Origin of the sequence: Cupriavidus sp. H39 (assembly GCF_050271075.1) — a bacterium.
Classification (GTDB): domain Bacteria; phylum Pseudomonadota; class Gammaproteobacteria; order Burkholderiales; family Burkholderiaceae; genus Cupriavidus; species Cupriavidus necator_B.
In genome coordinates, this window is record NZ_CP189847.1 from 21,096 (window position 1) to 42,207 (window position 21,112).

At 60.2% G+C, this 21,112-nt stretch carries 13 protein-coding genes and 8 pseudogenes; 11 read left to right on the forward strand and 10 right to left on the reverse strand.

All coding sequences use genetic code 11. The features are described 5' to 3' along the window. The first annotated feature begins 180 nt into the window (after positions 1-180). The 4 genes from ACOCMH_RS12430 to ACOCMH_RS12445 all read left to right on the forward strand — a co-directional run bounded on the left by ACOCMH_RS12430 (position 181) and on the right by ACOCMH_RS12445 (position 4,434). On the forward strand, positions 181-3,114 hold the full coding sequence (locus tag ACOCMH_RS12430; RefSeq protein WP_427305977.1) for an HD domain-containing phosphohydrolase: 2,934 nt from the start codon (positions 181-183) through the stop codon (positions 3,112-3,114). A 251-nt stretch (positions 3,115-3,365) separates the two neighbouring features. Next, positions 3,366-3,509 carry a hypothetical protein gene (locus tag ACOCMH_RS12435; RefSeq protein WP_427305976.1) on the forward strand — a complete coding sequence of 48 codons (144 nt, stop codon included), beginning with the start codon at positions 3,366-3,368 and terminating at the stop codon, positions 3,507-3,509. A gap of 47 nt (positions 3,510-3,556) precedes the next feature. Next, positions 3,557-3,931: a transposase gene (locus ACOCMH_RS12440; RefSeq protein ID WP_427305975.1), complete on the forward strand. Its 375-nt coding sequence runs from the start codon at positions 3,557-3,559 to the stop codon at positions 3,929-3,931. 245 nt (positions 3,932-4,176) lie between these two features. Next, positions 4,177-4,434 carry a hypothetical protein gene (locus tag ACOCMH_RS12445; protein ID WP_427305974.1) on the forward strand — a complete coding sequence of 86 codons (258 nt, stop codon included), beginning with the start codon at positions 4,177-4,179 and terminating at the stop codon, positions 4,432-4,434. Between the two features lie 758 nt (positions 4,435-5,192). Here the strand turns inward: ACOCMH_RS12445 and ACOCMH_RS12450 are convergent. The 7 genes and pseudogenes from ACOCMH_RS12450 to ACOCMH_RS12480 all read right to left on the reverse strand — a co-directional run. Beyond that, positions 5,193-5,484, reverse strand: a pseudogene (locus tag ACOCMH_RS12450) (IS6 family transposase); the annotation flags it as partial. A gap of 688 nt (positions 5,485-6,172) precedes the next feature. Next, the gene (locus ACOCMH_RS12455) at positions 6,173-7,474 is read right to left on the reverse strand and encodes a DUF3734 domain-containing protein (protein ID WP_427308476.1); all 1,302 of its coding nucleotides are present in this window, start codon (positions 7,472-7,474) and stop codon (positions 6,173-6,175) included. A 14-nt stretch (positions 7,475-7,488) separates the two neighbouring features. Continuing rightward, positions 7,489-8,272, reverse strand: a pseudogene (locus ACOCMH_RS12460) (3-hydroxybutyrate dehydrogenase). A 19-nt stretch (positions 8,273-8,291) separates the two neighbouring features. Beyond that, complete coding sequence (locus tag ACOCMH_RS12465) at positions 8,292-9,071, reverse strand: acetoacetate decarboxylase (RefSeq protein ID WP_427308478.1); 780 nt, start codon at positions 9,069-9,071, stop codon at positions 8,292-8,294. Positions 9,072-9,541: 470 nt separating this feature from the next. Then, a complete protein-coding gene (locus ACOCMH_RS12470; RefSeq protein ID WP_427308480.1) occupies positions 9,542-9,778 on the reverse strand; it encodes a hypothetical protein in 237 nt (78 codons plus the stop codon). Positions 9,779-9,932: 154 nt separating this feature from the next. Next, positions 9,933-10,184: pseudogene (locus tag ACOCMH_RS12475) on the reverse strand (IS6 family transposase); the annotation flags it as partial. Between the two features lie 454 nt (positions 10,185-10,638). Beyond that, positions 10,639-10,914: pseudogene (locus tag ACOCMH_RS12480) on the reverse strand (LysR family transcriptional regulator); the annotation flags it as partial. A gap of 102 nt (positions 10,915-11,016) precedes the next feature. Here ACOCMH_RS12480 and ACOCMH_RS12485 point away from each other — a divergent pair. From ACOCMH_RS12485 to ACOCMH_RS12505, 5 genes and pseudogenes are all read left to right on the forward strand, one after another. Next, positions 11,017-12,237 (forward strand): ISL3-like element ISRta1 family transposase, encoded by a 1,221-nt coding sequence (locus ACOCMH_RS12485; protein WP_427308481.1) that lies wholly within the window; start codon positions 11,017-11,019, stop codon positions 12,235-12,237. Positions 12,238-12,609: 372 nt separating this feature from the next. Then, positions 12,610-13,322 (forward strand): annotated as a pseudogene (locus ACOCMH_RS12490) (IS6 family transposase). 1,215 nt (positions 13,323-14,537) lie between these two features. Continuing rightward, positions 14,538-15,018 (forward strand): annotated as a pseudogene (locus ACOCMH_RS12495) (GNA1162 family protein). A 1-nt stretch (position 15,019) separates the two neighbouring features. Then, positions 15,020-15,196 carry a hypothetical protein gene (locus tag ACOCMH_RS12500; RefSeq protein ID WP_427308483.1) on the forward strand — a complete coding sequence of 59 codons (177 nt, stop codon included), beginning with the start codon at positions 15,020-15,022 and terminating at the stop codon, positions 15,194-15,196. Continuing rightward, a complete protein-coding gene (locus tag ACOCMH_RS12505; protein WP_427308485.1) occupies positions 15,193-16,737 on the forward strand; it encodes an MFS transporter in 1,545 nt (514 codons plus the stop codon). Before ACOCMH_RS12500 ends, ACOCMH_RS12505 begins: the two co-directional genes overlap by 4 nt. A 39-nt stretch (positions 16,738-16,776) precedes the next feature. Here the strand turns inward: ACOCMH_RS12505 and ACOCMH_RS12510 are convergent. After that, a pseudogene (locus ACOCMH_RS12510) lies at positions 16,777-16,984 on the reverse strand (IS110 family transposase); the annotation flags it as partial. A 216-nt stretch (positions 16,985-17,200) separates the two neighbouring features. Here ACOCMH_RS12510 and ACOCMH_RS12515 point away from each other — a divergent pair. Beyond that, positions 17,201-17,668: a hypothetical protein gene (locus tag ACOCMH_RS12515; protein ID WP_427308487.1), complete on the forward strand. Its 468-nt coding sequence runs from the start codon at positions 17,201-17,203 to the stop codon at positions 17,666-17,668. A 180-nt stretch (positions 17,669-17,848) separates the two neighbouring features. Next, positions 17,849-19,373, forward strand: a pseudogene (locus ACOCMH_RS12520) (IS3 family transposase). A 160-nt stretch (positions 19,374-19,533) separates the two neighbouring features. On the opposite strand, the gene ACOCMH_RS12525 reads toward ACOCMH_RS12520, so the two are convergent. Both ACOCMH_RS12525 and ACOCMH_RS12530 read right to left on the reverse strand, forming a co-directional pair. Beyond that, positions 19,534-20,130: an invasion associated locus B family protein gene (locus tag ACOCMH_RS12525; RefSeq protein ID WP_427308489.1), complete on the reverse strand. Its 597-nt coding sequence runs from the start codon at positions 20,128-20,130 to the stop codon at positions 19,534-19,536. Between the two features lie 27 nt (positions 20,131-20,157). Further along, the gene (locus tag ACOCMH_RS12530) at positions 20,158-20,901 is read right to left on the reverse strand and encodes a SapC family protein (protein WP_427308491.1); all 744 of its coding nucleotides are present in this window, start codon (positions 20,899-20,901) and stop codon (positions 20,158-20,160) included. Positions 20,902-21,112 lie beyond the last annotated feature (211 nt).

A 21,112-nucleotide genomic window follows, 5' to 3' on the forward strand; every position in this document is an offset into this window, starting at 1 on the left:
GATTTGGCAAGGAGACAGATGTCAGGATGGTGAGTGCGATCCTGATCGTGGACTTGCCGAGTCCCGAACGCATTTCGCGCGATGAACGGCAAGTACTGAGCGAATAAAGGCGGAGTCCGGCTGCGATCAAGCTCGGCTCAGCGTCAACTGAGCAAGCAGTACCCAGCAAGGGAAGGGCATATGCAAACAAGCAGGAGTTACCCGCTTCACCTTCACCTGTGGGTGCTATTCGGCTCCCTAGTTCTGGTGGTTGGCGCGCTGACGTGCGGCATCAACTTCCTGATGACCAAGTCGGCGCTGGAGGGTGCGGCGTCCGATGCCACGCATCGGATCAGCCGCGAAACGCTTGACGAGGTCAAAGAGCTGATCGCGCCAGCGCAGATGGCGGTCAAGCTAATCAGCCATAGTTCACTGGCCGAGGCGCAGTCGATCGACGAACGGCTGGCGCTGCTGGCACTCGTGCGCGCTGCGCTGGACACCTCGCCGGCGCTGCAGTCGCTGTACTTGGGCTATGCGAACGGCAGCTTCTTCTACGTCAGGCCGCTGCGCGGAGAGACGGATCGCACTGCCGTCAATGCTCCCAAGCAAGCTGTCTATCTCGTGCGCAACATTGAGCGGGCGAATGGCGTGGCGCGGGGGTGGGCTTACTTCTTGGATGCAGGACTTAACATCATCCAGACCGTCGACGCTTCGGATTTCGCCACGAGATTCGATCCACGGCAGCGGCCTTGGTACAAGGAAGCCATGGCGGAGGGCGAGTTGATCCGCACCGAGCCCTACATCTTCTTCTCTGACCAGCAAGCGGGATCGACGCTGGCCCTGGTCACCGGCACGCGCCGCGCCGTAGTCGGTGGGGACTTCCGGCTTGATGCACTGGGGCAGATGCTTGCGCGCAAGAAAACCGTCGCGCGTTCGGTGCTGGCGTTGCTGGACGGACAAGGCCAGGTTATTGCAATCGACCGCAACCCTCCGGAATCCGGATCGGCGCCAGATGTCATCCACTCGGGCCTGCTTGTGGCACCGGCGGACTATGGCTTACCTGTCCTCACGCATTTGGCCGCCGGCCTGCGGACTCTGGGCGGATCGGCCAGCAGACACGAAGTGATCTCCGCTGGGGGCGAGGCTTGGTACACCACAGTCGACAGGCTGACGCCGACAGGTGGCAAGCCGCTGTTCCTGGTCTCCGCAGTCCCGCAGGTTGAATTGCTGAAGGGCGCGCGGCAGCAGGCGTTGCTGAGCATCGGGGCCACGGGCCTGATTGTGCTGCTGTCCTTGCCGCTGATCTGGCTGGTCGCGCACCGTATCGCCCAACCGTTGCACGTGCTGGCCGATAGCGTTGAGGCCATCCGCCGGTTCGACTTCCTGCATCCTGTCGCCGTTCGCTCGCACATCGGCGAGGTAAGGACGCTTGGCGACGCAACGGAACAGATGCGGCAGACCATCCAGCGTTTCCTGAACATCGTGCAAGCTGTTTCGGCGGAAAGCCCGCTCGATCAACTCTTGCCGGTGCTGTTGCGTAAGATGATCAACGCCGCTAGTGGCAGCGCAGGCGTGCTGTACTTGGCGGACGGCGATAAGTTGAAAGCGGCCGTGGCGTTCGACCGCAATGGGTCGGATGTCGCTCCGACGCTGCCGCAGGTAGACGTGTCGCAGGCCTTGCCGCTAGTCCGCTCCTCCGCCAGCGACCTCGCGCCGCGGGCAGGCGTGCTGACTCCGGATGACCTCCTGGGGTCGCAACTTGTTTCCCTGGCAGCCGGTTCCCCATGCCACGCGGCGGCGATCCCGCTGGCCACGCGCCAGCGTGAGCTTCAGGGCGTGATCCTGGTGCTGCGTGATACGTCGATGGAGAGCGCCCAACTTAGCTTTGTCGACACGCTCGCCAACCTGTGCGCGGGTGCGCTCGCAGTGCGCGCCCTGACGAGCGCACAAAGCGAGCTGTTCGATGCGTTCATAAGGCTGCTGGCCGGCACCATCGATGCCAAGAGCCCGCACACTGGCGGGCACTGCAAGCGCGTTCCGGAAATCGCCAAGATGCTGGCCAGCGCCGCATGCAATGCCATCGACGGTCCCTACAAGTCATTCCAGATGACCAGCGCGCAATGGGAATCGCTGCACGTGGCCGCCTGGCTCCATGATTGCGGCAAGGCTACTACGCCTGAATACATCATTGACAAGGCGACCAAGCTTGAGACGCTCTACAATCGCATCCACGAAGTGCGCATGCGCTTCGAAGTCCTGAAGCGCGACGCCGAAATCGTCTACCTGCGTGCGCTCGCCGCCGGCGAGGACGGCGAGACCGCTCGGCGCCGGCGCGACGTCGATTTAGAGGCGCTGGATGAGGATTTCGCGTTTGTTGCCACATGCAACCAGGGCGGCGAGTCCATGGACGCGCCGCAGAATGAGCGGCTGCAGCGCATCGCCTCCCGCAGGTGGACGCGCACGCTGGACGACCGCCTCGGTCTCTCGCAAGAGGAGCTGGCGCGCATGGTGCATATCCCGGTCGCGCCGCTGCCCGTAGAGGAGCCACTGCTGGCCAACAAGCCAGAACACGTGATCGAGCGCACAGCCCGAGACATCATCCCTGAGGACAACCCATGGGGCTTCAAGCTGAAGGCGCCCGCGCATCTATATGACCGTGGCGAGTTGCACAATCTTCTGGTGGCGCGGGGAACGCTGTCGGAAGAAGAGCGTTTCAAGATCGAAGACCACATAGTGCAGACACAGATCATGCTCTCGCGCCTGCCGTTCCCGAAGCACCTGCGCGAGGTGCCGGAAATCGCGGGCAGCCACCACGAGAAGATGGACGGCACAGGGTACCCGCGGCGCCTGCGCCGTGAAGACATGAGCCCTCTGGCCCGGATGCTAGCCATCGCTGATGTTTTCGAAGCGCTCACGGCCGCCGACCGGCCGTACAGGAAGGCGAAGAAACTGTCCGAAGCCGTCCGGATCATGGCGATGGCCACCGCGCAGCATCATCTCGATCCGGAACTCTTCGAACTCTTCCTGACTTCCGGTGTGTATCGCCGCTATGCCGAGCGCTTCATGCGTCCGGAGCAAATTGATGATGTAGATATTGCCCAATACGTGGGCAGGGGTTCGTCGGATAATGCTTGAGATGACCACGACATCCGCAAGTTCCCGATACTCTTTGCGCCAGCCGATTCTCGTCAGGCAACACGGTCTGGTATTCGGGGGCCAGGCGGTCCTTGCTCGGCAGGCCCTCCACCGAGTAGCGCGCCTCCTAGCAGAGCGACGGCTTTGCAGGCTACGCACAAAAATTGTTTCAAAGCAGTACTGCCTTACTGGACTCCATAAAAAGAAGCCCACAGACCAAACCACCGCCCTCGCTCAATCGGACATTTCATGTGGTAGCCAAGTACTGCCGAGAGATCATCGACAGGGTTCGATTCGACGAGGCGAACCGTCTGCGCGATGACCGGATGGCTCGCAAGGTGGTCAAATCCTCCCGCTGGCTGCTTCTGCGCAACCGGGAGAACGGAAAACGATAGCCGACCCGATCCGGCTCAAAGAACTTCTGGCGGCCAACAATGGACTGATGGCGGTCTACGTGCCCAGGAGGCGATCTCAAGACCCTGTGGGACTACCCGACCGCGGCTACGCCAGGCGGTTGTGGGAGGACAAGTACGACCGCGCCATGAGCAGCGGGATCGAGCCGCTGCTCCAGTTCTCCCGACGGCTCAAGCCCTCCCTGGCGCCCTCGGGTACCATTCTGGTCGAATGCATCAACAACCGGATCAAGGTGTTCAAGCGCATGGCCTATGGCTTCCGCGCTGACCACTGCTTATTCCTTAAGATTGGTGCCGCCTTCCTGGTAGTTCGACGCCGAACCAAAAAAAAAGCCAGACGACACGCATCGTCTGGCGAACTCAGAGATGCGATACGCACGGGGATACGTATAGGCATCTGCTAGCAAAGGTAGCAGCTTCTTAACGCCGGAAATCTGACGAATTTTGAACTTACTGATACACGACGTACCTCCGGTGAAGTAGGAGTAGCTAAATCCAGTTCGGGCGCGAGGGCGAGGGGATTTTCTCAAACGGAAATCGGCGACTTCACGGTTTCATCAGCTCGAATGGCGGGAGCTGGAATGCGGATTCAACCGGTCGATGCCAACGCTATCTCGAGGTCACCGAGTACCCGGACGGCAGGATCGAGTTGTGGGCCGACGGCGCGTCCCTGCCCACTCCCTCCTATGACCGGCTCGGCGCGACCGTCGACAACAAGCGGCTGGGACACGTGCTGGCCATCACGGCGCAGGTACAGGCGGAGCGCGACAGTCGCCAGCAGGCCGGGCCATCGCGCACGCTGCAAGGTGAACCCGCCCGGCCCCATCGCGCGCCGCCGAACGTCAAGCGGCGCGATCTGGAGCGGGCCATTGCTGCGGCCCCGTTCCAGCAGAATGGGACCTTTTGACCCTGCCCACCGTGAAACGGCTGCCCCACTCTGCGCTGACCTCAGTCACGTCCAACCAGCACCCCTGCCCTACTCCCATTCGCGCAAAATCCAACCCTGCACAAAAAGCACGTTCCGACTGACTACGTCGCAGGAGACGCGCAAGTCCGGAATGTTCTCGGGTGGCGGCGGCGCCTCTGTGACGATCGACAAGCAACGGTCAACCAGTTCGATCTGAAAAATTCCACCATCTTCAACGCCGCATCACTCATTTTGATTACCCTGTTATGGATCATCGTTATGCTTTGTAGATAGGATCGGCGCCGAAAGGATCAGTCCTAGCTCAATCTCGCTCTATACACCTTCAATTACGACACCCTGGCCTCGCAAGCTTGACCATACCGATCAAGTGAAACAAGTAACTTTTTTACTTCTTATGTAAGCGATGTATTTTTTATATATTTTTATCAGATCCCGGATCAGACCGGCTACTTTTTTGATTACGGGTGACGTCTCCGTAATTTCGATCACAAGACGTTCCGCGAACATTCTGCTTTCAGCATCGCACGGGCAGTAATCCGGATTTCTGAACTTTTTCGAATCTTGTCGAGTGGCCAGCTCTTCATCCTAAAGCCGTCCGGTGGCAAACTACCTCCGTCTCGGGAACAATGGGGACAGCGAGCCTTTATCACAGCGGCAAATCAATCGTGTTCAGCGCTGGTCGCCATGCTTGATCGGCTCCACCGACACTGCGTTACTACGGCACAACGAATCCTTAGAACCGCCCGGTACAGATACTTCCACTGGCCGCGTACCAGGATGTAGGTCTCGTGCCCGCCAGCTTTTCCCCACCGGGCGCTTGGCGTGGCGAAAGATGGTGTTTAGCGCCGGCACCAACTTGAGCGCCCATTGGTGCACGGTCGAATGGTCAACCGAGATGCCTCGTTCGGCCATCATCTGCTCGAGATGACGCGGGCTCGGCGGATAGGCGACATACCAGCGCACGCAGGTCAGCATCACCTCCAGCGGATAGTGCAAGCGCTTCAATACCTTCGCCATCTCCGGGTTCATCACCACCACCCACATTGCCTGAATTCGATACCGGCTCATTCTACCGGAGGCTTATTGCGACAAAGCGTCTGGATGCTCGCGGCGAAATGATTCGACGATGCCATGAAGATCCCGCTCTCCTTACCCTCCCTGCGGCAACCCTCCTGGACAAGCTCATGGAGGAAGACGGCGGCCCTCTAATCTGGCCAGCTATTTCCCAGTCCGCACAAAATTCCTTTGATGCAACCTGTCGCAAGCTCTATCAGTACCTGCATCGGGCTTCACTCGGCTGGCCGGACATCCGCTTTCACCCACAGATTCCGCCGACGAGCCTAAAATAGAGAGCCTGGCACCTTGGGCTAGACTGAATTTGCCGGGACTCTGTCAGGTCGCTTAACTGGGACTTCGGCATTCACGCATTCGTTGATGCTCCACTAATTCTGCCACATCCAGCGGCCTACACCGCCCGCTTTTACTTTGACAGAATGGCGGCCTGATCTTCCCTCAACCGTTGGCATACACGGCTTCCGACCGATCTCACCTTCCAGTGGTAGAAGGGATAGGAAGCGCAGGCAGCCAACCGTCTCGAATCAACGACCTCGACCGGCGGCGCTATGGGGGTGCGACACCACCAGGATCTGGCCGGTTCATCGAGGTCGTGGCAATGCTTCTTCGATTGTTTTCGAGGATGGCAACGTGCGCGACGGCCTCAACTTACGCCGGCGACCCTGTCGTCGGCCTCGGCAGGGAAACCCTCGATGGTCTTCAGTCTCGACGTCTCCAGTCCCTCTTCCACCGGACCGGAGACTGTCAACACTGGCGCATCGCGGCGATGTACATCGTGGGTCACGAAGCCGATGTCGTGGCTCGGAATCGCCAGGCACTCGGGACGGGCGAGCGAGTCGCAAATGTCGTCCAGCCCGCTGATCCAGTGCTCACCCATAGTGTCGGCGCTGAACTCGAAGTCCTTGTAGTGACCTTCGAAGAACTTGTTGCGGTAGATGAGATGCACGACGTTGACCGCACTGCCGTCGGCAATCCGCTGGGCCTCGCGCATCAACGGATGAGTCTCGCGGACCGCCTTCGGCACATGTTCCAGCAGTTCCTTGATCAGCCGCGCTTGCTTCTGGCGGCCTTCCATAGACGCGGTGACGGAACGGGTGCGGCTCGAGTACTGGATGTCCTTAGTCCGCCCCGACACGTCGAGGAAGTTGCCCGGTAGGGCCCCGCTCGCGCTCCACAGGTCCACCTGGAAGATCAGCGTGTCCTTGTGCTGCGATTCGCGCAGGATCTCGGTCAGCGGCGTATTCGATACGAGACCGCCGTCCCAGTAGAACTCGCCGTTGATTTCCACGGCCGGGAAGCCCGGCGGCAACGCTCCGGACGCCATGAAATGTTCCGGTTCGAGGCGCATTTTCGTGTTATCGAAGTACACGAGGTTGCCGGTACGGACGTTGACCGCGCCGATTGACACGCGCGTGTTGCCATCGTTAATGCGATCAAAATCGGCGTATTTGAGCAGCGTCGCACGCAGTGCGCTCGTATCGTAGAAGCTCAACTGGCTTGGCGTTGGCGTGCTGCCTGGGGCGCCAAAACTGTGCAGCGGTGAGCGCGGCAGGAAGAAGCCCTGTTGGCCTTCCACCAGCGCACGGCTGGCGGCCCACACGCTCGACCACCTGCGCGCGATGTCCCAAAAGCCAAACATTGCCGGCACCCAGGCACCGGATTGGCCAATCAGGTCAGGCGGCAGGCTGATGGTCTTCCAGAATTCGCGCAGCGCTTCCACACGATCCTCTGGGGCGTTGCCGGCGATGATTGCGGTGTTCAACGCACCTATCGAAATACCCGACACCCAGGTCGGGTGGATCCCCGCCTGGCTCAGGCCTTCGTAGACGCCAGCCTGATAGGAGCCGAGCGCGCCGCCACCCTGGAGGACGAGGCCGAGCTCGTCATAGGGCGGCAACGCCAGCGGCGTTGTTTGATGAGATGTCTTGCGTTGACTGCGGCGCACGTCGACTCCTCTTCTTATTGCATGAACCAGCCGTGGCTGACCACGACCGATTGGCCGGTCAGCGCGGCCGACTCAAAGCCGGCCAGGAACGCAACCGTACGGGCCACATCGGCGACGGTCGTGAACTCGCCATCGACGGTTTCCTTGAGCATGACGTTGCTGACCACATCGGCTTCCGAAATGCCCAGCGCCTTGGCCTGCTCGGGAATCTGCTTTTCGACCAGCGGGGTGCGGACAAAGCCGGGGCAGACGACGTTGGCGCGGACGCCACGCGGGCCGCCTTCCTTGGCCACGACGCGCGCCAGGCCTAGGAGCCCGTGCTTGGCCGTGACGTAGGCCGACTTGAGCTTGGAAGCCTCATGCGAGTGGACCGAACCCATGTAGACGATCACCCCGCCCTTGCCGGCCTTGTACATGTGCCGGATCGCCGCGCGGGTGGTCAGGAAGGCGCCATCGAGATGAATCGCCAGCATCTTCTTCCAGTCGGGAGAACGCGTAGTCCTCGATCGGATTGACGATCTGGATGCCGGCATTCGAAACCAGCACGTCGATACCGCCGAGCCTCTCGATCGTTGCGGCGATGCCAGCCTCGACCGAGGCTTCGCTCGTGACGTCCATCGCCACGGCAATCGCCTTGTCACCGTTGGCGACGATCGACTCGGCCACCTGGCGCGCTTTCTGGAGATTCAGATCCGCGATCACGAGGTTCGCGCCATCCTTCGCCAGTTGACGCGCACATTGTTCGCCAATACCACTTGCGGCGCCGGTAACGAGTGCAACTTTTCCTTGCAATGACATTGTTGCTCCCTGCGGGGGGTTATTCATTGACGACAAGCTTCGGCGCCTGTATCGGCGCAAGGTAGTCGAAAGCGACCTCGCCGATGTCGAGGGTGAGGTTGGCGATGAGATGCTTGGCGCCTACGACGCGGCGGACCGGCAGGTCGGCGACCGGCGCCAGCGCATGCGCGTGGAGTTCCAGTGCGCCGGGTCCCTTCCATGCGCCCAGCACCGTGACGTTGCGCAGGTAGAAGCGGACCAGTTCGCAGACCCGCGCCGAACCGTCGACGTGCGGCAGGACCTTCAGCAGGTAGTTTGGCGTGTCAGCGAGGCTCCGTTGTTCCGTTTCGAGGTCGAGCGGGCGGAACTTGAAGCCCATCGTTCCGGTGGCGATGCGCTGGGTGCCATAGTCAAGCGTGCCGAGCAACGTATCGTGCCCGTCGATCGACAGGCGCGGCGAACCGAGCTTTTTCGGAAAGCCCCAGATTTCACGGCCACCGGCGATTGGTCCTTCGTCATCGAGATACATCGCATGTGTGTAACTACCCATGCGCCCCTGCTCGTCGATGATCGGAATCACCTGGCCGCTTTCCGTGTAGTTGCCAAAACCGGACGAGTCGGGCATACGGATGAACTCGTAGTTGACGATGTTCGCAGCGGCCTGCAGCGGTTCTGGCACGACAGCACGCACCGCCTCGGGATCGGTCTCGTAGGAAACGATGAAGTATTCGCGTCGCAGGAACCGAAACGGCGGCCGCGGATATGCTGGGTTATGCATCGGCATGGCGAATGCGTTTCGGCGGATATCTTCAATTTTCACGGTGGATTCCCTCTGAGAAGTTAGCCATCCTGTCATGCGACACGCCCTATAGGGACGAGTGAAGCCAGCGAGGGGGAGTGGCTCGCACCGCGTTCATGTAGCGTCAAGGATGGGGGGGCGGATGCTGCCACGCACCGATGCAACGCATGGTCGAGGAGGAGAGCATCCAGATGATGTCACGGCATCAGTGGCTGTCCGTCAAAGTTCCGACTTATGAGTGAGAGCGTGTTATGCACCTCGCAGAGCGGGAACGGAACTGCATGAACAAGCAAATACAATCGCAACAAAGCTCCATTCCGCGGCGGGCACGTCCGTCGGCTACGGCCTTCGTTTCGTCATCTCACAATGACATTAGCCCGTAACGGAAAGTGCATAACATGGTCTAGTTCATGCGTCCCCTCACAATTGTCCGTAGGATGGTAAGAGGGGTGTCGGGACGCTGCCTACCAAAGTGTGGGCTTCCAGGCCTATTAGGCGCCGTCAGTGTATGGATCGCGTGGCTCGGTCACGCTGCGGGCGCCGTCGGTGTACGGGTCGCGCGGATCGGCCACGCCACGGGCGCCGTCGGTGTATGGGTCCACAGAAGCGACACGGTCGATATTGCCATCGAATCGTGCTTGGTCCGACACCGATTGCGAAGCTTGGGCGTCGGTGGTACCGATGACCAAACCGATAGCGAAGAGAATTGGGAGTACGGCGGTTCTCATGATAGTGCTCCTAGTTACTTGCCAGACGGCGCGGTGTTCCGCACCGGTTGCTAATCTAGGCTTCGATACTCGGAGCAAAAAGCGCTCATCGCTCAAAAGACTATCAATCCAGCTGTAAGAATGAATCTAAGGATCCGCCCGAGTCCGGGCGTGCCCGCCAGCTTCTCCCCACCGGGCGCTTGACGCGGCGAAAGATGGTGTTTAGCGCCGGCAGCAACTTGAGCGCCCATCGGTGCACGGTCGAATGGTCAACCGAGATACCTAGTTCGGCCATCATCTCCTCGAGATGACGCCGGCTCGGCGGATAGACGACATACCAGTGCACGCAGATCAGCATCACCTCCAGCGGATAGTGCAAGCACTTCAATCCCTTCGCAATCTCCGTGTTTATCACCACCGCCCGCATTGCCTGAATTCGATACCGGCTCATTCTACTGGAGGCTTATTTCGTGGATGGCGGGAAGACGTGGAGTGGGTGTTGCAGGTGGTCGAGCCGCCCATTACTGATGTCACCGCTGAGCTATCTACTTCGAACTGATGCTTCGCGATAGTGTCATTGGGACCGGTGTCACGCGGCCTGACATTCCGCGGCGCGATGAGGCCACGCCACGTCGCATTGCGGTCAACGTCGGATAGGACCCGCCACCGTAGCGCAGGGCGCGTAGTCGCTACTGCGCTGACAGTACCTCAGGAGGCGATCACGGAGCTTCATGCCGAGTGGCATGGATCAGCGCCGCCTGCTCGGCAGCTAGAGTCGCGGGCAGGTGGTCACGCAGCGTATCGTGTCGCAGCCACTCAATGTTTACGCGCTCTATGCGTCGCGCCAATACCTTGATGCGAAAATCCGTACCTGGATCGTTGCCCCTCGGGCGCGCATTCGCATGGCTCGCTTCGCCTTCCGCCTCCTCGATGTACGCGAGAATCTGCTCGCAGCGCTGCAAATAACGCTCGCCCGCCTCAGTGAGTGCGATTCGCCGCGTGGTCCTGTTTAGCAGGCGAGTGCGCAGATGCGCTTCAAGATCCGACACGGCGCGCGACGTCTGCGCCGTGGTTACCTGCATCTGCTGCGCGGCAGCAGTGAAGCTGCCCGCTTCCACGACGCGAACGAACACGCGCATATTCTGAAGTGTATCCATAACAAATAACCGGACAAAAAAATGGTTCTTCGCAGAAAACCGTGGCCCGAAAGAGCACATCTTGTATGCTGATGCCTGTTTCTTCAGGTATCAGGAGGATGTGTGCTGGATCGCAAGACGCTGCAAGCGTTGGGTTGCTGGAAGGGCTACCGGCTGGAGCGCGTGGTATGGCCGGAGGGTGAGAGCCGTACGCTGTCGTTGTACTTGAAGCCGGTCAGCAAGGTCATGCATTGCGAGGAGTGTGGCGCGCGCTGCCATCAGGTGCATGAGACGATGGTCAGGCGAGTCCGGGACCTTCCGCTCTTCGAGTATCGGGTCGTACTGCACGTGCCGCGCCGGCGCGTTTGGTGCGAGCGTTGCGGCGGTCCGAGACTGGAGCGGCTGGAATGGCTTGGGCGCTATCAACGCGTGACGGCCCGCCTTGCCCAGGCTTGCGGCCACTTGTTGCGCCACTGCACGGTGCAGGCGGTGGCGGCCTTCTACGATCTGGGCTGGCACACAGTTAAATCGATCGATAAGGCCCGCTTGCGTGAGGCCGTGGCGGAGCCGGACTGGTCCAATATCCGCTACCTGGCCATGGATGAGTTTGCACTACACAAGGGGCACCGATATGCCACGGTGGTAGTCGATCCCATTGGGCGGCAGGTGCTCTGGATCGGACAGGGGCGCTCACGCGAGACCGCCCGAGCCTTCTTTGAGCAGCTCCCCGCCGGCGTTGCGCAGCGCATCGAGGCCGCCGCCATCGACATGACGACCGCGTATGAGCTGGAGATCCGGGCGCATTGCCCGCAAGCAGAGGTGGTCTTCGACCTGTTCCACGTGGTAGCTAAGTACGGGCGTGAGGTCATCGACCGAGTACGGGTGGATCAGGCCAATCAGCTGCGGCACGATCGGCCGGCCAGACGGGTGCTCAAGTCCACACGCTGGCTACTGCTGCGGAATCGGGAGAACTTGAGCGCCCCCCAGGCGGTTCATCTGGATGAGGTCCTGGAGGCGAACCGGCCATTGCTGACAGTCTATCTGTTGCGCGACGAGCTAAAGCGGCTATGGTTCTACCGCCGCCCGGCGTGGGCGCAAAAGGCTTGGGAGCAATGGTGCGAGCAGGCTCGGCAGAGCCGAATACCTGCCCTGGAGTTGTTTGCGAAGCGCCTGCAAGGCTACTGGCATGGCATCTTGGCCCGCTGCCGCCACCCGTTGAACACCAGCGTGGTCGAAGGCATTAACAACACCATCAAGGTCATCAAGCGCCGCGCGTACGGCTATCGCGACGAGGAATACTTCTTCCTCAAAATCCGCGCAGCCTTCCCCGGAATTCCTCGATGAACCGAAAAAATGGGGTGCGTTCAGTGCAATAGCATGTATTAGGGAAATGATACAGCGTTGCTTGTTCTGTCGATGACAATGACCGGATGCGCGCATCGATTACATCGCCCAAGCGGAATGTGGCGATGCCGAATGTTCCCGTCACTGCGGAGACGCTGGCGGGCTTCGACCGGCGAGTGTGCGGCGCGCGTCAAGGTAGATGTCGCCTCACTCATGCAGCCAAACGCTGTTTTTCGGCGCCTGGCTTGATGCCGGTGGGCACGGCAATCTCGCGCTCCGGATTGAGCGTGACCGTATCGATTGGCGACCAATCTCGAGGGTTTTGTCGCAATAAGCCTCCGGTAGAATGAGCCGGTATCGAATTCAGGCAATGTGGGCGGGGATGACACGGAGATTGCGAAGGGATTGAAGCGCTTGCACTATCCGCTGGAGGTGATGCTGACCTGCGTGCGCTGGTATGTCGCCTATCCGCCGAGCCGGCGTCATCTTGAGCAGATGATGGTCGAACGAGGCATCGCGGTTGACCATTCGACCGTGCACCGATGGGCGCTCAAGTTGCTGCCGACGCTAAACACCATCTTTCGCCGCTCCAAGCGCCCGGTGGGGAAAAGCTGGCGGGCACTAGACCTACATCCTGGTACGCGGCCAGTGGAAGCATCTGTACCGGGCGGTCGACAAGGTGGGCAATACCATCGACTTCCTGCTGCGCGCCCAGCTTGACAAGACCGCAGCACGGGGGTTTTTCGAGAAGGCCATCGCGCAGCACGGCCAGCCCGACACAGTGACCATCGACGGCAGCCCATCCAATGGGGGCGGCCTGAGCATGACGTCAACGCCGAACGAGAAACTCCCATCACTATCTGGCAGGTCAAGTACCTGACAACGTTGTCGAACAGGACCATCGAGCCATCAAACGCCTGACCATGATTGCCAAGGGCCAGATGCAGTGTCACGAAAGGACCAATCCGTCCGCTGCTCCCTTACAGCGACAGAGCCCGTTTATGCACCAATTTGACGAAACCAGCGAAACTCGTTTGAATTCACGAAGCCTCTTGATAAGCTGTCCATGCGTGTCCAAAATGTAATCAAAGATGGCGACGTATCAGCGTGGAGATGTATCTATTACGACAGCGGCTCTAGAACTGCCGTCTGGACGGTATCGAGGGGTGGTGACTTTGGATGCGACCGCCGGCGTCTGCAGCTTTCACTGCCCAACGTACCGAAACGGTCCCCTTGAGGCGCGCTCCGACTCTGATGCCGCAGTCGAACGCGCCTACCGCCGATACTTGTGGGAAGCAATGCCGTCGCTTGTCCATTCCGACTCAACCGCAGTGACGTTTCCAGCTTGACAGATTCGATTCCCAGATCCGGCTCTTCCTTCGAGAGTGTCCATCGCGCCGGCTATTATGACCTTAGGGCCTATACCGAGCCGCTTTCAGGTGGAGGCTATCAAGGCTTCGTATTGGTCCGCCATCATACGTTGACCGGCTTAAGACAGACCACCCTCCGAGCCGGCGGCAGGGAAGCGCAGCAAGCGTGCGCCTTTGCCAGTGCAGAATTAAAGTTTCGAAACTTAAGGCAATGATTGCCGGCGGGCTGTCACCCATGAAGCCGCAACGGCAGGTCGCGCGTGTGCCCTCGTCTGGTCGCAGCTTCTGACGCGCGCCAAGCCGCCACAGGTCTAACCCTCAGTCCTCAATGTCCGACGCTCCGACTCGATTCCAGGGGTGCTACGTCTGCAGTCCCTCAGTGCCACCGCGCCGAATCTGCATGATGGCCGGCTGACGTACGGTCCATCGCCAATGTTGCAAGTCGTCGGGTGATGCTGATGGATGTGGCGATCAAGCGCAGGCGGTCCGGATGCGGAGGTGGAGCGACAGCGCTGATGGAATAAGGAGCCCGACGGGCCCCTTATGGTTGGATCAGAAGTCGTTGTCGTGGAGGTCATCGTCACGGCCATCTGGATGCACCTGTCGGTCTTCGGCCAGCCACGCGGCTAAGGCCAGTTGGTAGTGCGCATGCAGACGTTCGCGCAGATCGTCAAACCGAATCACCTTCACAAAGGTTCAGAATTTGGTCCCAGATGCTGTGTCATGATGAAATCAAAACAAGTGCGTGCCGTACAGGGCGCGCGGTAGAGACTCGACAGAAACGCATTGTTCTAAAATGACTCCCTGGATGCCACCAGCGGGAACGCCAAATGATGCGTTGCATTTTTACCGATGTCGCCACGCTGAGCCGTACCACAGAAGCAAGTGGGCTATGCAGCGTTCAAAGCAAACCGTCCGCGTTCCATTGTCGTGCTGCCGCCGCTGAAGGAATCGCCTGACGTGAACGCCACCTACGGGATACTGTCACAGGTGACGTATTCGGTGGCACTGGTCGATGAGACGTTTCGCCAGAACGGCTTAACGAAGCCGGGCGATATTCACGCCGTGCCACCGGTGAAGCTGCGAGATATTTTCGGAGCGGATGCCGCTCTGTAACACCGTCACCGAGTATGGCTCCAAGTTCAGGCTGATCAGCAGTGACACCGTTGTGGCGGCGCCTGGCAAGCTGGTCGATCTCAAAACAGGGAACACCCTATGGATCGAGTCCGCAACGTCCAGGAATAGCGGGTTGGTGGGGGCGCTGATTGGTGCTGCCATTACGCAAGCGGCGAACAGCACCTTTGATACCAGCTACAAGGTAGCCAGCACGACAACCAACAAACTGCTGTCAGCAGGTCAGTCGGCAGCCTTGCTCTACGGGCCTCGCTCACCGAAGTATGAATCAGACTGAAATGCCCGCCTGCCAGCTAGCGTTGACCGAGGCCAGCGCCGAGGTGCTGGCCCAAGCCGTGCCGCGGGTGGAAGCGGCGTATGCCAGCACCTCGGCACCGCTGCCCGAGCCGCAGCTGCACGACCTAGCCCGCCAGCTGCAGCTGGTGCATGCCTACCTGCGCGCCGACCAGCCATGACCGCCCGGCAGTTTCAGAAGCTGGTCCACCAGCGGAAGCAGCGTCTGCTGATCGCGGTGATCTGCGCCATGGTGGGCATGGAGTTTCTCGAGAACGGGATGTTCGTTTTCGCCTCGACGCACATCCTGGGTGCCATTGGCGCAGCGCCACAGGAATTCGCGCTGGTGCAGATGGCCTATGCCGTGGGTAATATGCTGATGGTAGCGCTGCAGCAGTGGCTGACGCGGCATTTCGGCTACCGCCACTACCTACTGCTGGCACTAGCGCTGTTCGGCCTGGGCAACATTGGCTGCGCACTGGCCACCAATCTGCCCGAGTTGATCGCCGCACGCATGTCGGAAGGCATGGGGGGCGGAGCGTTTTTCCTGAGCACGCGGGTGCTGATCCCTCTGTTGTTCTCGGCGTCGCTGCGGCCGCTGGCGTCGCGCTGCTTCATGCTCAGTATCTTCGGCATGGGCATGGTGGCGCCGCTGCTTTCGGCCACGCTGGTGGACGGCTGGGGCTGGCAATGGGTGTTCTGGATCATGCTGCCTATCGCCGCGGCGGCGGCCGTAGGCGTGCGCTGGCTGCTGCCACGCCACTTGGGCAAGAGCGCGCAGCCGGTGCGCTGGTCGCTCGTGCCCATCGTGATGTTCGTGCTGGCAGCGGGCCTGGTGCAGTGGGCATTCTCCGAGGCGCGCTACGAGCTGGTCGACCGGCCCGAACTGCTGGCGCTGGCAATCCTGGTGGGGATCACGCTGCTGGGCGTGTTCAGCATCCACCAGTGGCGGCACGACGAGCCACTGCTGCACCTGCGCGAGCTGACCAACCCCGGATTCCTCGCCGGGCTGTCGCTGTTAGCGATGTACTACTTCATCGTCAACTTCAGCAACTACCTGTTCCCGCAATTCGCGCAGCAGGGGCTGGGCATTCCGGTGGTGACCACCGGCTGGCTCAACAGCTTTGCAGGCGCAGTTTCCTTTGCGGCGGTGGTGCTATACATCCGCTACTCGGCCCGCGTGGCCAACAAGCGGGCGATGATGATGGCTGGCTGCCTGTGCATGGCCGCGGCCGCGTGGTGGATGGCCGCGCTGCCGCCGGATGCATCGATCACGGCTCTCTATGGCGCGCTGGCCGTCAAAGGGCTTTTCGGCGTGCTGATGATCCTGCCGGTGTCGGCGCTGACCTGGCGCGCGCTGGGCGATGCCCATTTCGCCAGGGGCTATCAGACCAAGAATGTGATGCGGCAGATGATGGTATCTATGGCCTCGTCCGTGGCCGCCGTGGCGCTGCAGAACGGCCGTGTGGCACAGTACAGCGACCTGACCGGCCGCATCAGCCCTTCCAATCCTGCTGCCGTGCAGTGGCTGGACCAGGCGCAGCACCGCTTCGAGCAGCTGGGCTACAGCGCCAGCCAGGCCCACGGCGCGGCCTTCGCGCAGCTGAGCGCGCTGGTGGACAAACAGGCCATCTTCATTGCCTGCCAGCACCTGTACCACTGGATCGCGGCCATCGCAGCGGCAGCGGCCGTGATCGTCATGGCGCAGAGGCAGCTGCGCTAGGTGGGAAGTCTCCTGAGAAACAGATAAGGGCCGGCAGCGCTAGGCAGCTGCCACTGCCATTGGCGCATGCGTGATGGCGAAGCCGAGGTCGGCGACGCCGGCGCAAAGCAGCAATGGAGCGCTGGTGCTGCTGCTCCTCGTACTTCTGCTGACCCTGGTCGACGTAGTCCTCACCGCGCGTGAGCATGAAGTAGATCATCCGAGCGAGCTTGTGGGCGACGGCCGTATTGGCGCGGGAATTGTCCATGGTCAGCATCACCTCCAGCGGATAGTGCAAGCGCTTCAATACCTTCGCAATCTCCGAGTTCATCACCACCACTCACATTGCCTGAATTCGATACCGGCTCATTCTACCGGAGGCTTATTGCGACAAAGCCCTCTATCGCTTCCTCTGTCCCTCGTAAATCGCCTCAATCTACCCACAGATTCCCCCGACGAGCCATCTTATTCAAGGAATCCCATTATGCCGTTTATCGTTGCCGCGCTCGCGCTGGTTGGCCTGCTCATTTATGGCGCGATCCTGTTGTACGCGGTGGTTGCCTCAGCCTACGGCGCTTTGGCAGGCGGTGCTGCGGTGCTGGTTGCGGCAGCGCTCATTGTCGGGGCCGTCGTCAGCTTGATCCGCCGCTACCGTGCTGTCCATGGCGTTAACGTGAAGGGGCAGCGGGTCGTGTCCCTGAGTGGGAGCTGGGGGCAGGTTGCGGTCGATGCGGAACAGAAGCGCGGGTCTGTGCGCCTGCATGACCAAGACGCACGCTTCATCTTTGCCGACATTGCAGGCGCTGATGCAATCGAACGTGAGGGTGCGTGGTCGCTGGCGTTGCGCCTGAACCATCAGACGCCGGCGGAATGGCCAATCCCGATGCGGAATCGCCAAGAGGCCAAGCGCTGGGCGAAGATCTTCGCGCTGGCTGTCACGCAGGAGCTTTGAACGCGGGCAGGGCGATCACGCGACCCGTTGTTACTCCGTCGTGCTCGGGTTCCAGTACACCTGGGCAATGCCCCCCGCGGCAGAATTGTTGTCGCCTCGATAAAATCTGAACCTTGGGGGCGATAATAGATAGAAGTGGCTCGATACTGACAAGAGTTTAAGGATCGTGCAGTAGCGCGGTTGTTACCGCCGGAGAGTGCGGCGGTGGAAGTGGTTTCAAGGGAATTGGGTGTGGCAGTGGCCACGCTGGAGCGCTGGCGTGCGGACGCTATGTCCATGCCCGCTCGCGAGCGGGCATTGGACTGCGGCGACCAGGTTTGAGGCGGTGCTGGCGACGGCTGCGTTGGACGAGACCAGCAAGAACGCCTGGTGCCGTGAGAACGGTGTGTATCCGCAGGAGTTGGAGCAGTGGCGCACTGCCGCCACGCAGGCGCTGGCTGAGCCCGAGGATGCGCGCGCCACCCATAGTGAGACAAAGGCCGATCGGCGCCGTATCAAGGAACTCGAGCGCGAGCTGCGCCGCAAGGAGAAGGCCTTGGCCGAAGCTGCCGCCCTGTTGATACTCTCAAAAAAGCTCGAGGGGATCTTCCCGAAGGACAAGGACGAGGACGCATGATCGGCCTGGAAGATCGCCAAACGATGGTCCGCCATATCGAAACCGCTCACGCAGGCGGTGCTCGCCTGCGCCTGGCCTGCGAGGTAGCTGGCATAACCGTGCACACGCTGCAACGCTGGAAGGCCCACGATGGCTTGGTGGTCGGCGACCGCCGCCCCGGGGCCGAGCGGCCGACGCCCGCGCATGCGCTGAGCATCGAGGAGCGCGAACGCATTCTGGCCGTTGCCAACGAGCCGCGCTTCGCCGACATGCCGCCGGCGCGCATCGTGCCCATGCTGGCCGATGAGGGTGTCTACCTGGCCAGCGAATCGAGCTTCGGTCGGGTGCTGCGCGCCCATGGGCAGACCCGGCATCGGGGGCGTGCCAGGCGCCGCGCAAAGCCGTCCGCCCACCACGCCCGTGGCAACGGGGCCGCGCCAACTGTGGTGCTGGGACATGACCTACCTGCCGGCCGAGGACGCTGGGCGCTGGTTTTATCTGTACCTCATCCTGGACGTGTACAGCCGCAAGATCGTGGGCTTCGAGGTCCACGATCGGGACGGCGCCAACCACGCGGCGCATCTGGTCAAGCGCACGGCGCTGGCCGAGGGTATTCACGCCATGGCGACCAAGCCGGTGCTGCACGGGGACAATGGTGCTACGCTCAAGGCCACCACGGTGCTGGCGATGTTGCACTGGCTGGCCGTCAAGCCCTCGTATTCGCGCCCACGCGTGAGCGACGATAACGCCTTTGTGGAGAGCCTGTTCCGCACGGCCAAGTACAGACCCGAGTTCCCGTCCACGGGCTTTGCCGATCTGGCCGCGGCGCGCACCTGGGCGGCGCACTTCGTCCACTGGTACAACCATGAGCACCGGCACAGCGGCATCCGCTACGTAAGCCCGGCACAGCGCCACGCCGGACAAGACGACAAGATTCTGGCCGCGCGCCACGCGCTGTATGTTCAGGCCCGTGAGCGCAACCCGCGTCGCTGGACATGCGACACGCGAGACTGGTCGCCAATCGACACGGTCACGCTCAATCCGGAGCGCGAGATTGCCGTGCCCAACAGTATCAAGCTAGGCGCAGAAAAACAGCGTTTGGCTGCATGAATGAGGCGACAACTGCCTTGACGCGCGCCGTTCTACCGGAGGCTTATTGCGACAAAACCGGCCAGTTTGCCCGGAGACTTCTGGTTATGGATGGCGCGAGTCTACGGGAAGGCGACACCCGAGAAAGCCCGGCCATTACCAGGCGATCCGGTGTAGCGAGCTAAATCAAGGCCCGAACAAGTGCGTCCAGCGCCTCCGGCAAACCTTTCGCCAGGGCTTCAACCTTTACCACCTGACCCTGTTGATTTGCATAATTAACATTAATTTTCTCGCCCAATTTCCTTAGGTTTTCAACATCGGTTTCACTAAGAGACGCCATCGCAATGCAAGATTGCGGCTCACATGCTACAAAAATCAATTTCACAAACTCTTCACCCTTAGCATCCCCCAACACAACCGGCTGGTTCAGTGCCGCACTCAGCGGCACCTGTATCGCGACGCGCAAGCTTTTTTTATCAACTGAATCTTTGCCGATCGTCACAACTGCCGCTACGCCCTCTTTCTTTGTCTTTGGTTCGGTAACAACAATGGCGGCCCGAATATCGCACGCCTTCCCTGTCGACCCCGCACTGTTCTTGTCTGAAGGGTCTGCACAGACCAGCTCCCAAGCCCCATAGGGAGTACGGGTAACATTTGAATCAGCCGGTGCTGCATTCTTGTTATCCTGACTCTGCGCCGCGTTACCATTAACACACCAAGTCGCGAGCGTAGCGAATAAGAATACAAAAATCTTATTTCCAAATCGTTTAGTTTTCATAATATTTCCCTTGCTGTGTTCGAAAGCTCACGCTGCGACTCGTTGACGGTGCAGATCAAACAAGTCCCGCAGTGTTGAGAGTGACATCAGATGCGCGAAAATCCAGCCGAGATACCCATTCTTATGCAGTTCGGCAAGCTGCGTACCCGTTAGCTTACCGAACGCTTCCTCGTTGACAACCAAGAAATCCCGGACCGTCCAGCTCGCGCCATCGGCACTGCGAATTTCCACTGATCGAGATTCTAATAACTCAAGTTTTTGAAGCGCGTCCGAGAAATGCTTCGTGCGCTCCATTTCGATTTTAAAATCGTTGAGAAAGCGAAGGCTCTCGTCAAGCGTCGCGCTATTAGTGCGATCAGGGTTGAAGAGCGGATGACCCTCCTCCTCTCCAAGACAATCACTAGAATTATCAAAGCACACTGCCAGTTCATTTTCAGGATCCGCCCCGGTTTCTGCCAGTACAAATGGGTATCGTCGAATAAATGCTGGCAGATAGACGCCTGTTCGCCATTTCCCGCTAGCGTCGATCTGGTCATTCTCCCCGGCTTTAAGACCTACCAGAAGGATTGGCGTGACAGCCTGGGTCTGCGCATCGCGAGCAAAGACAATGGGGTAGTCGCGAGACGCCGGATAGAACTCAACACCGGCAAGCGGCACCCAGTGTGTTTGCTTGGCAAAGTCAAAGCTCTCGCTGGCCTTGAGCTTGAGTGCGCTATGCGTTTCCCTGGACAGGGCGGTCACATTCTTATAGAGCAACATAAGCGTCGACATCTTGCAATTTCCTTTTTTTGCTCCGACATACCGAAACTCCGTTCTTTTCCCATACTCGCTACGGGTCGGAAATCATTTGCAGATTTATTCAGTGATCAGGAAAAACTTAACCTCGCCCGGCCGACATGGAACAGACACTAGCTTGCACGGCTTTTCGGCTTTTGACCTAGTGACAGTGTTGCCGGATAGGCCCACAACAAAGATGTTGCCG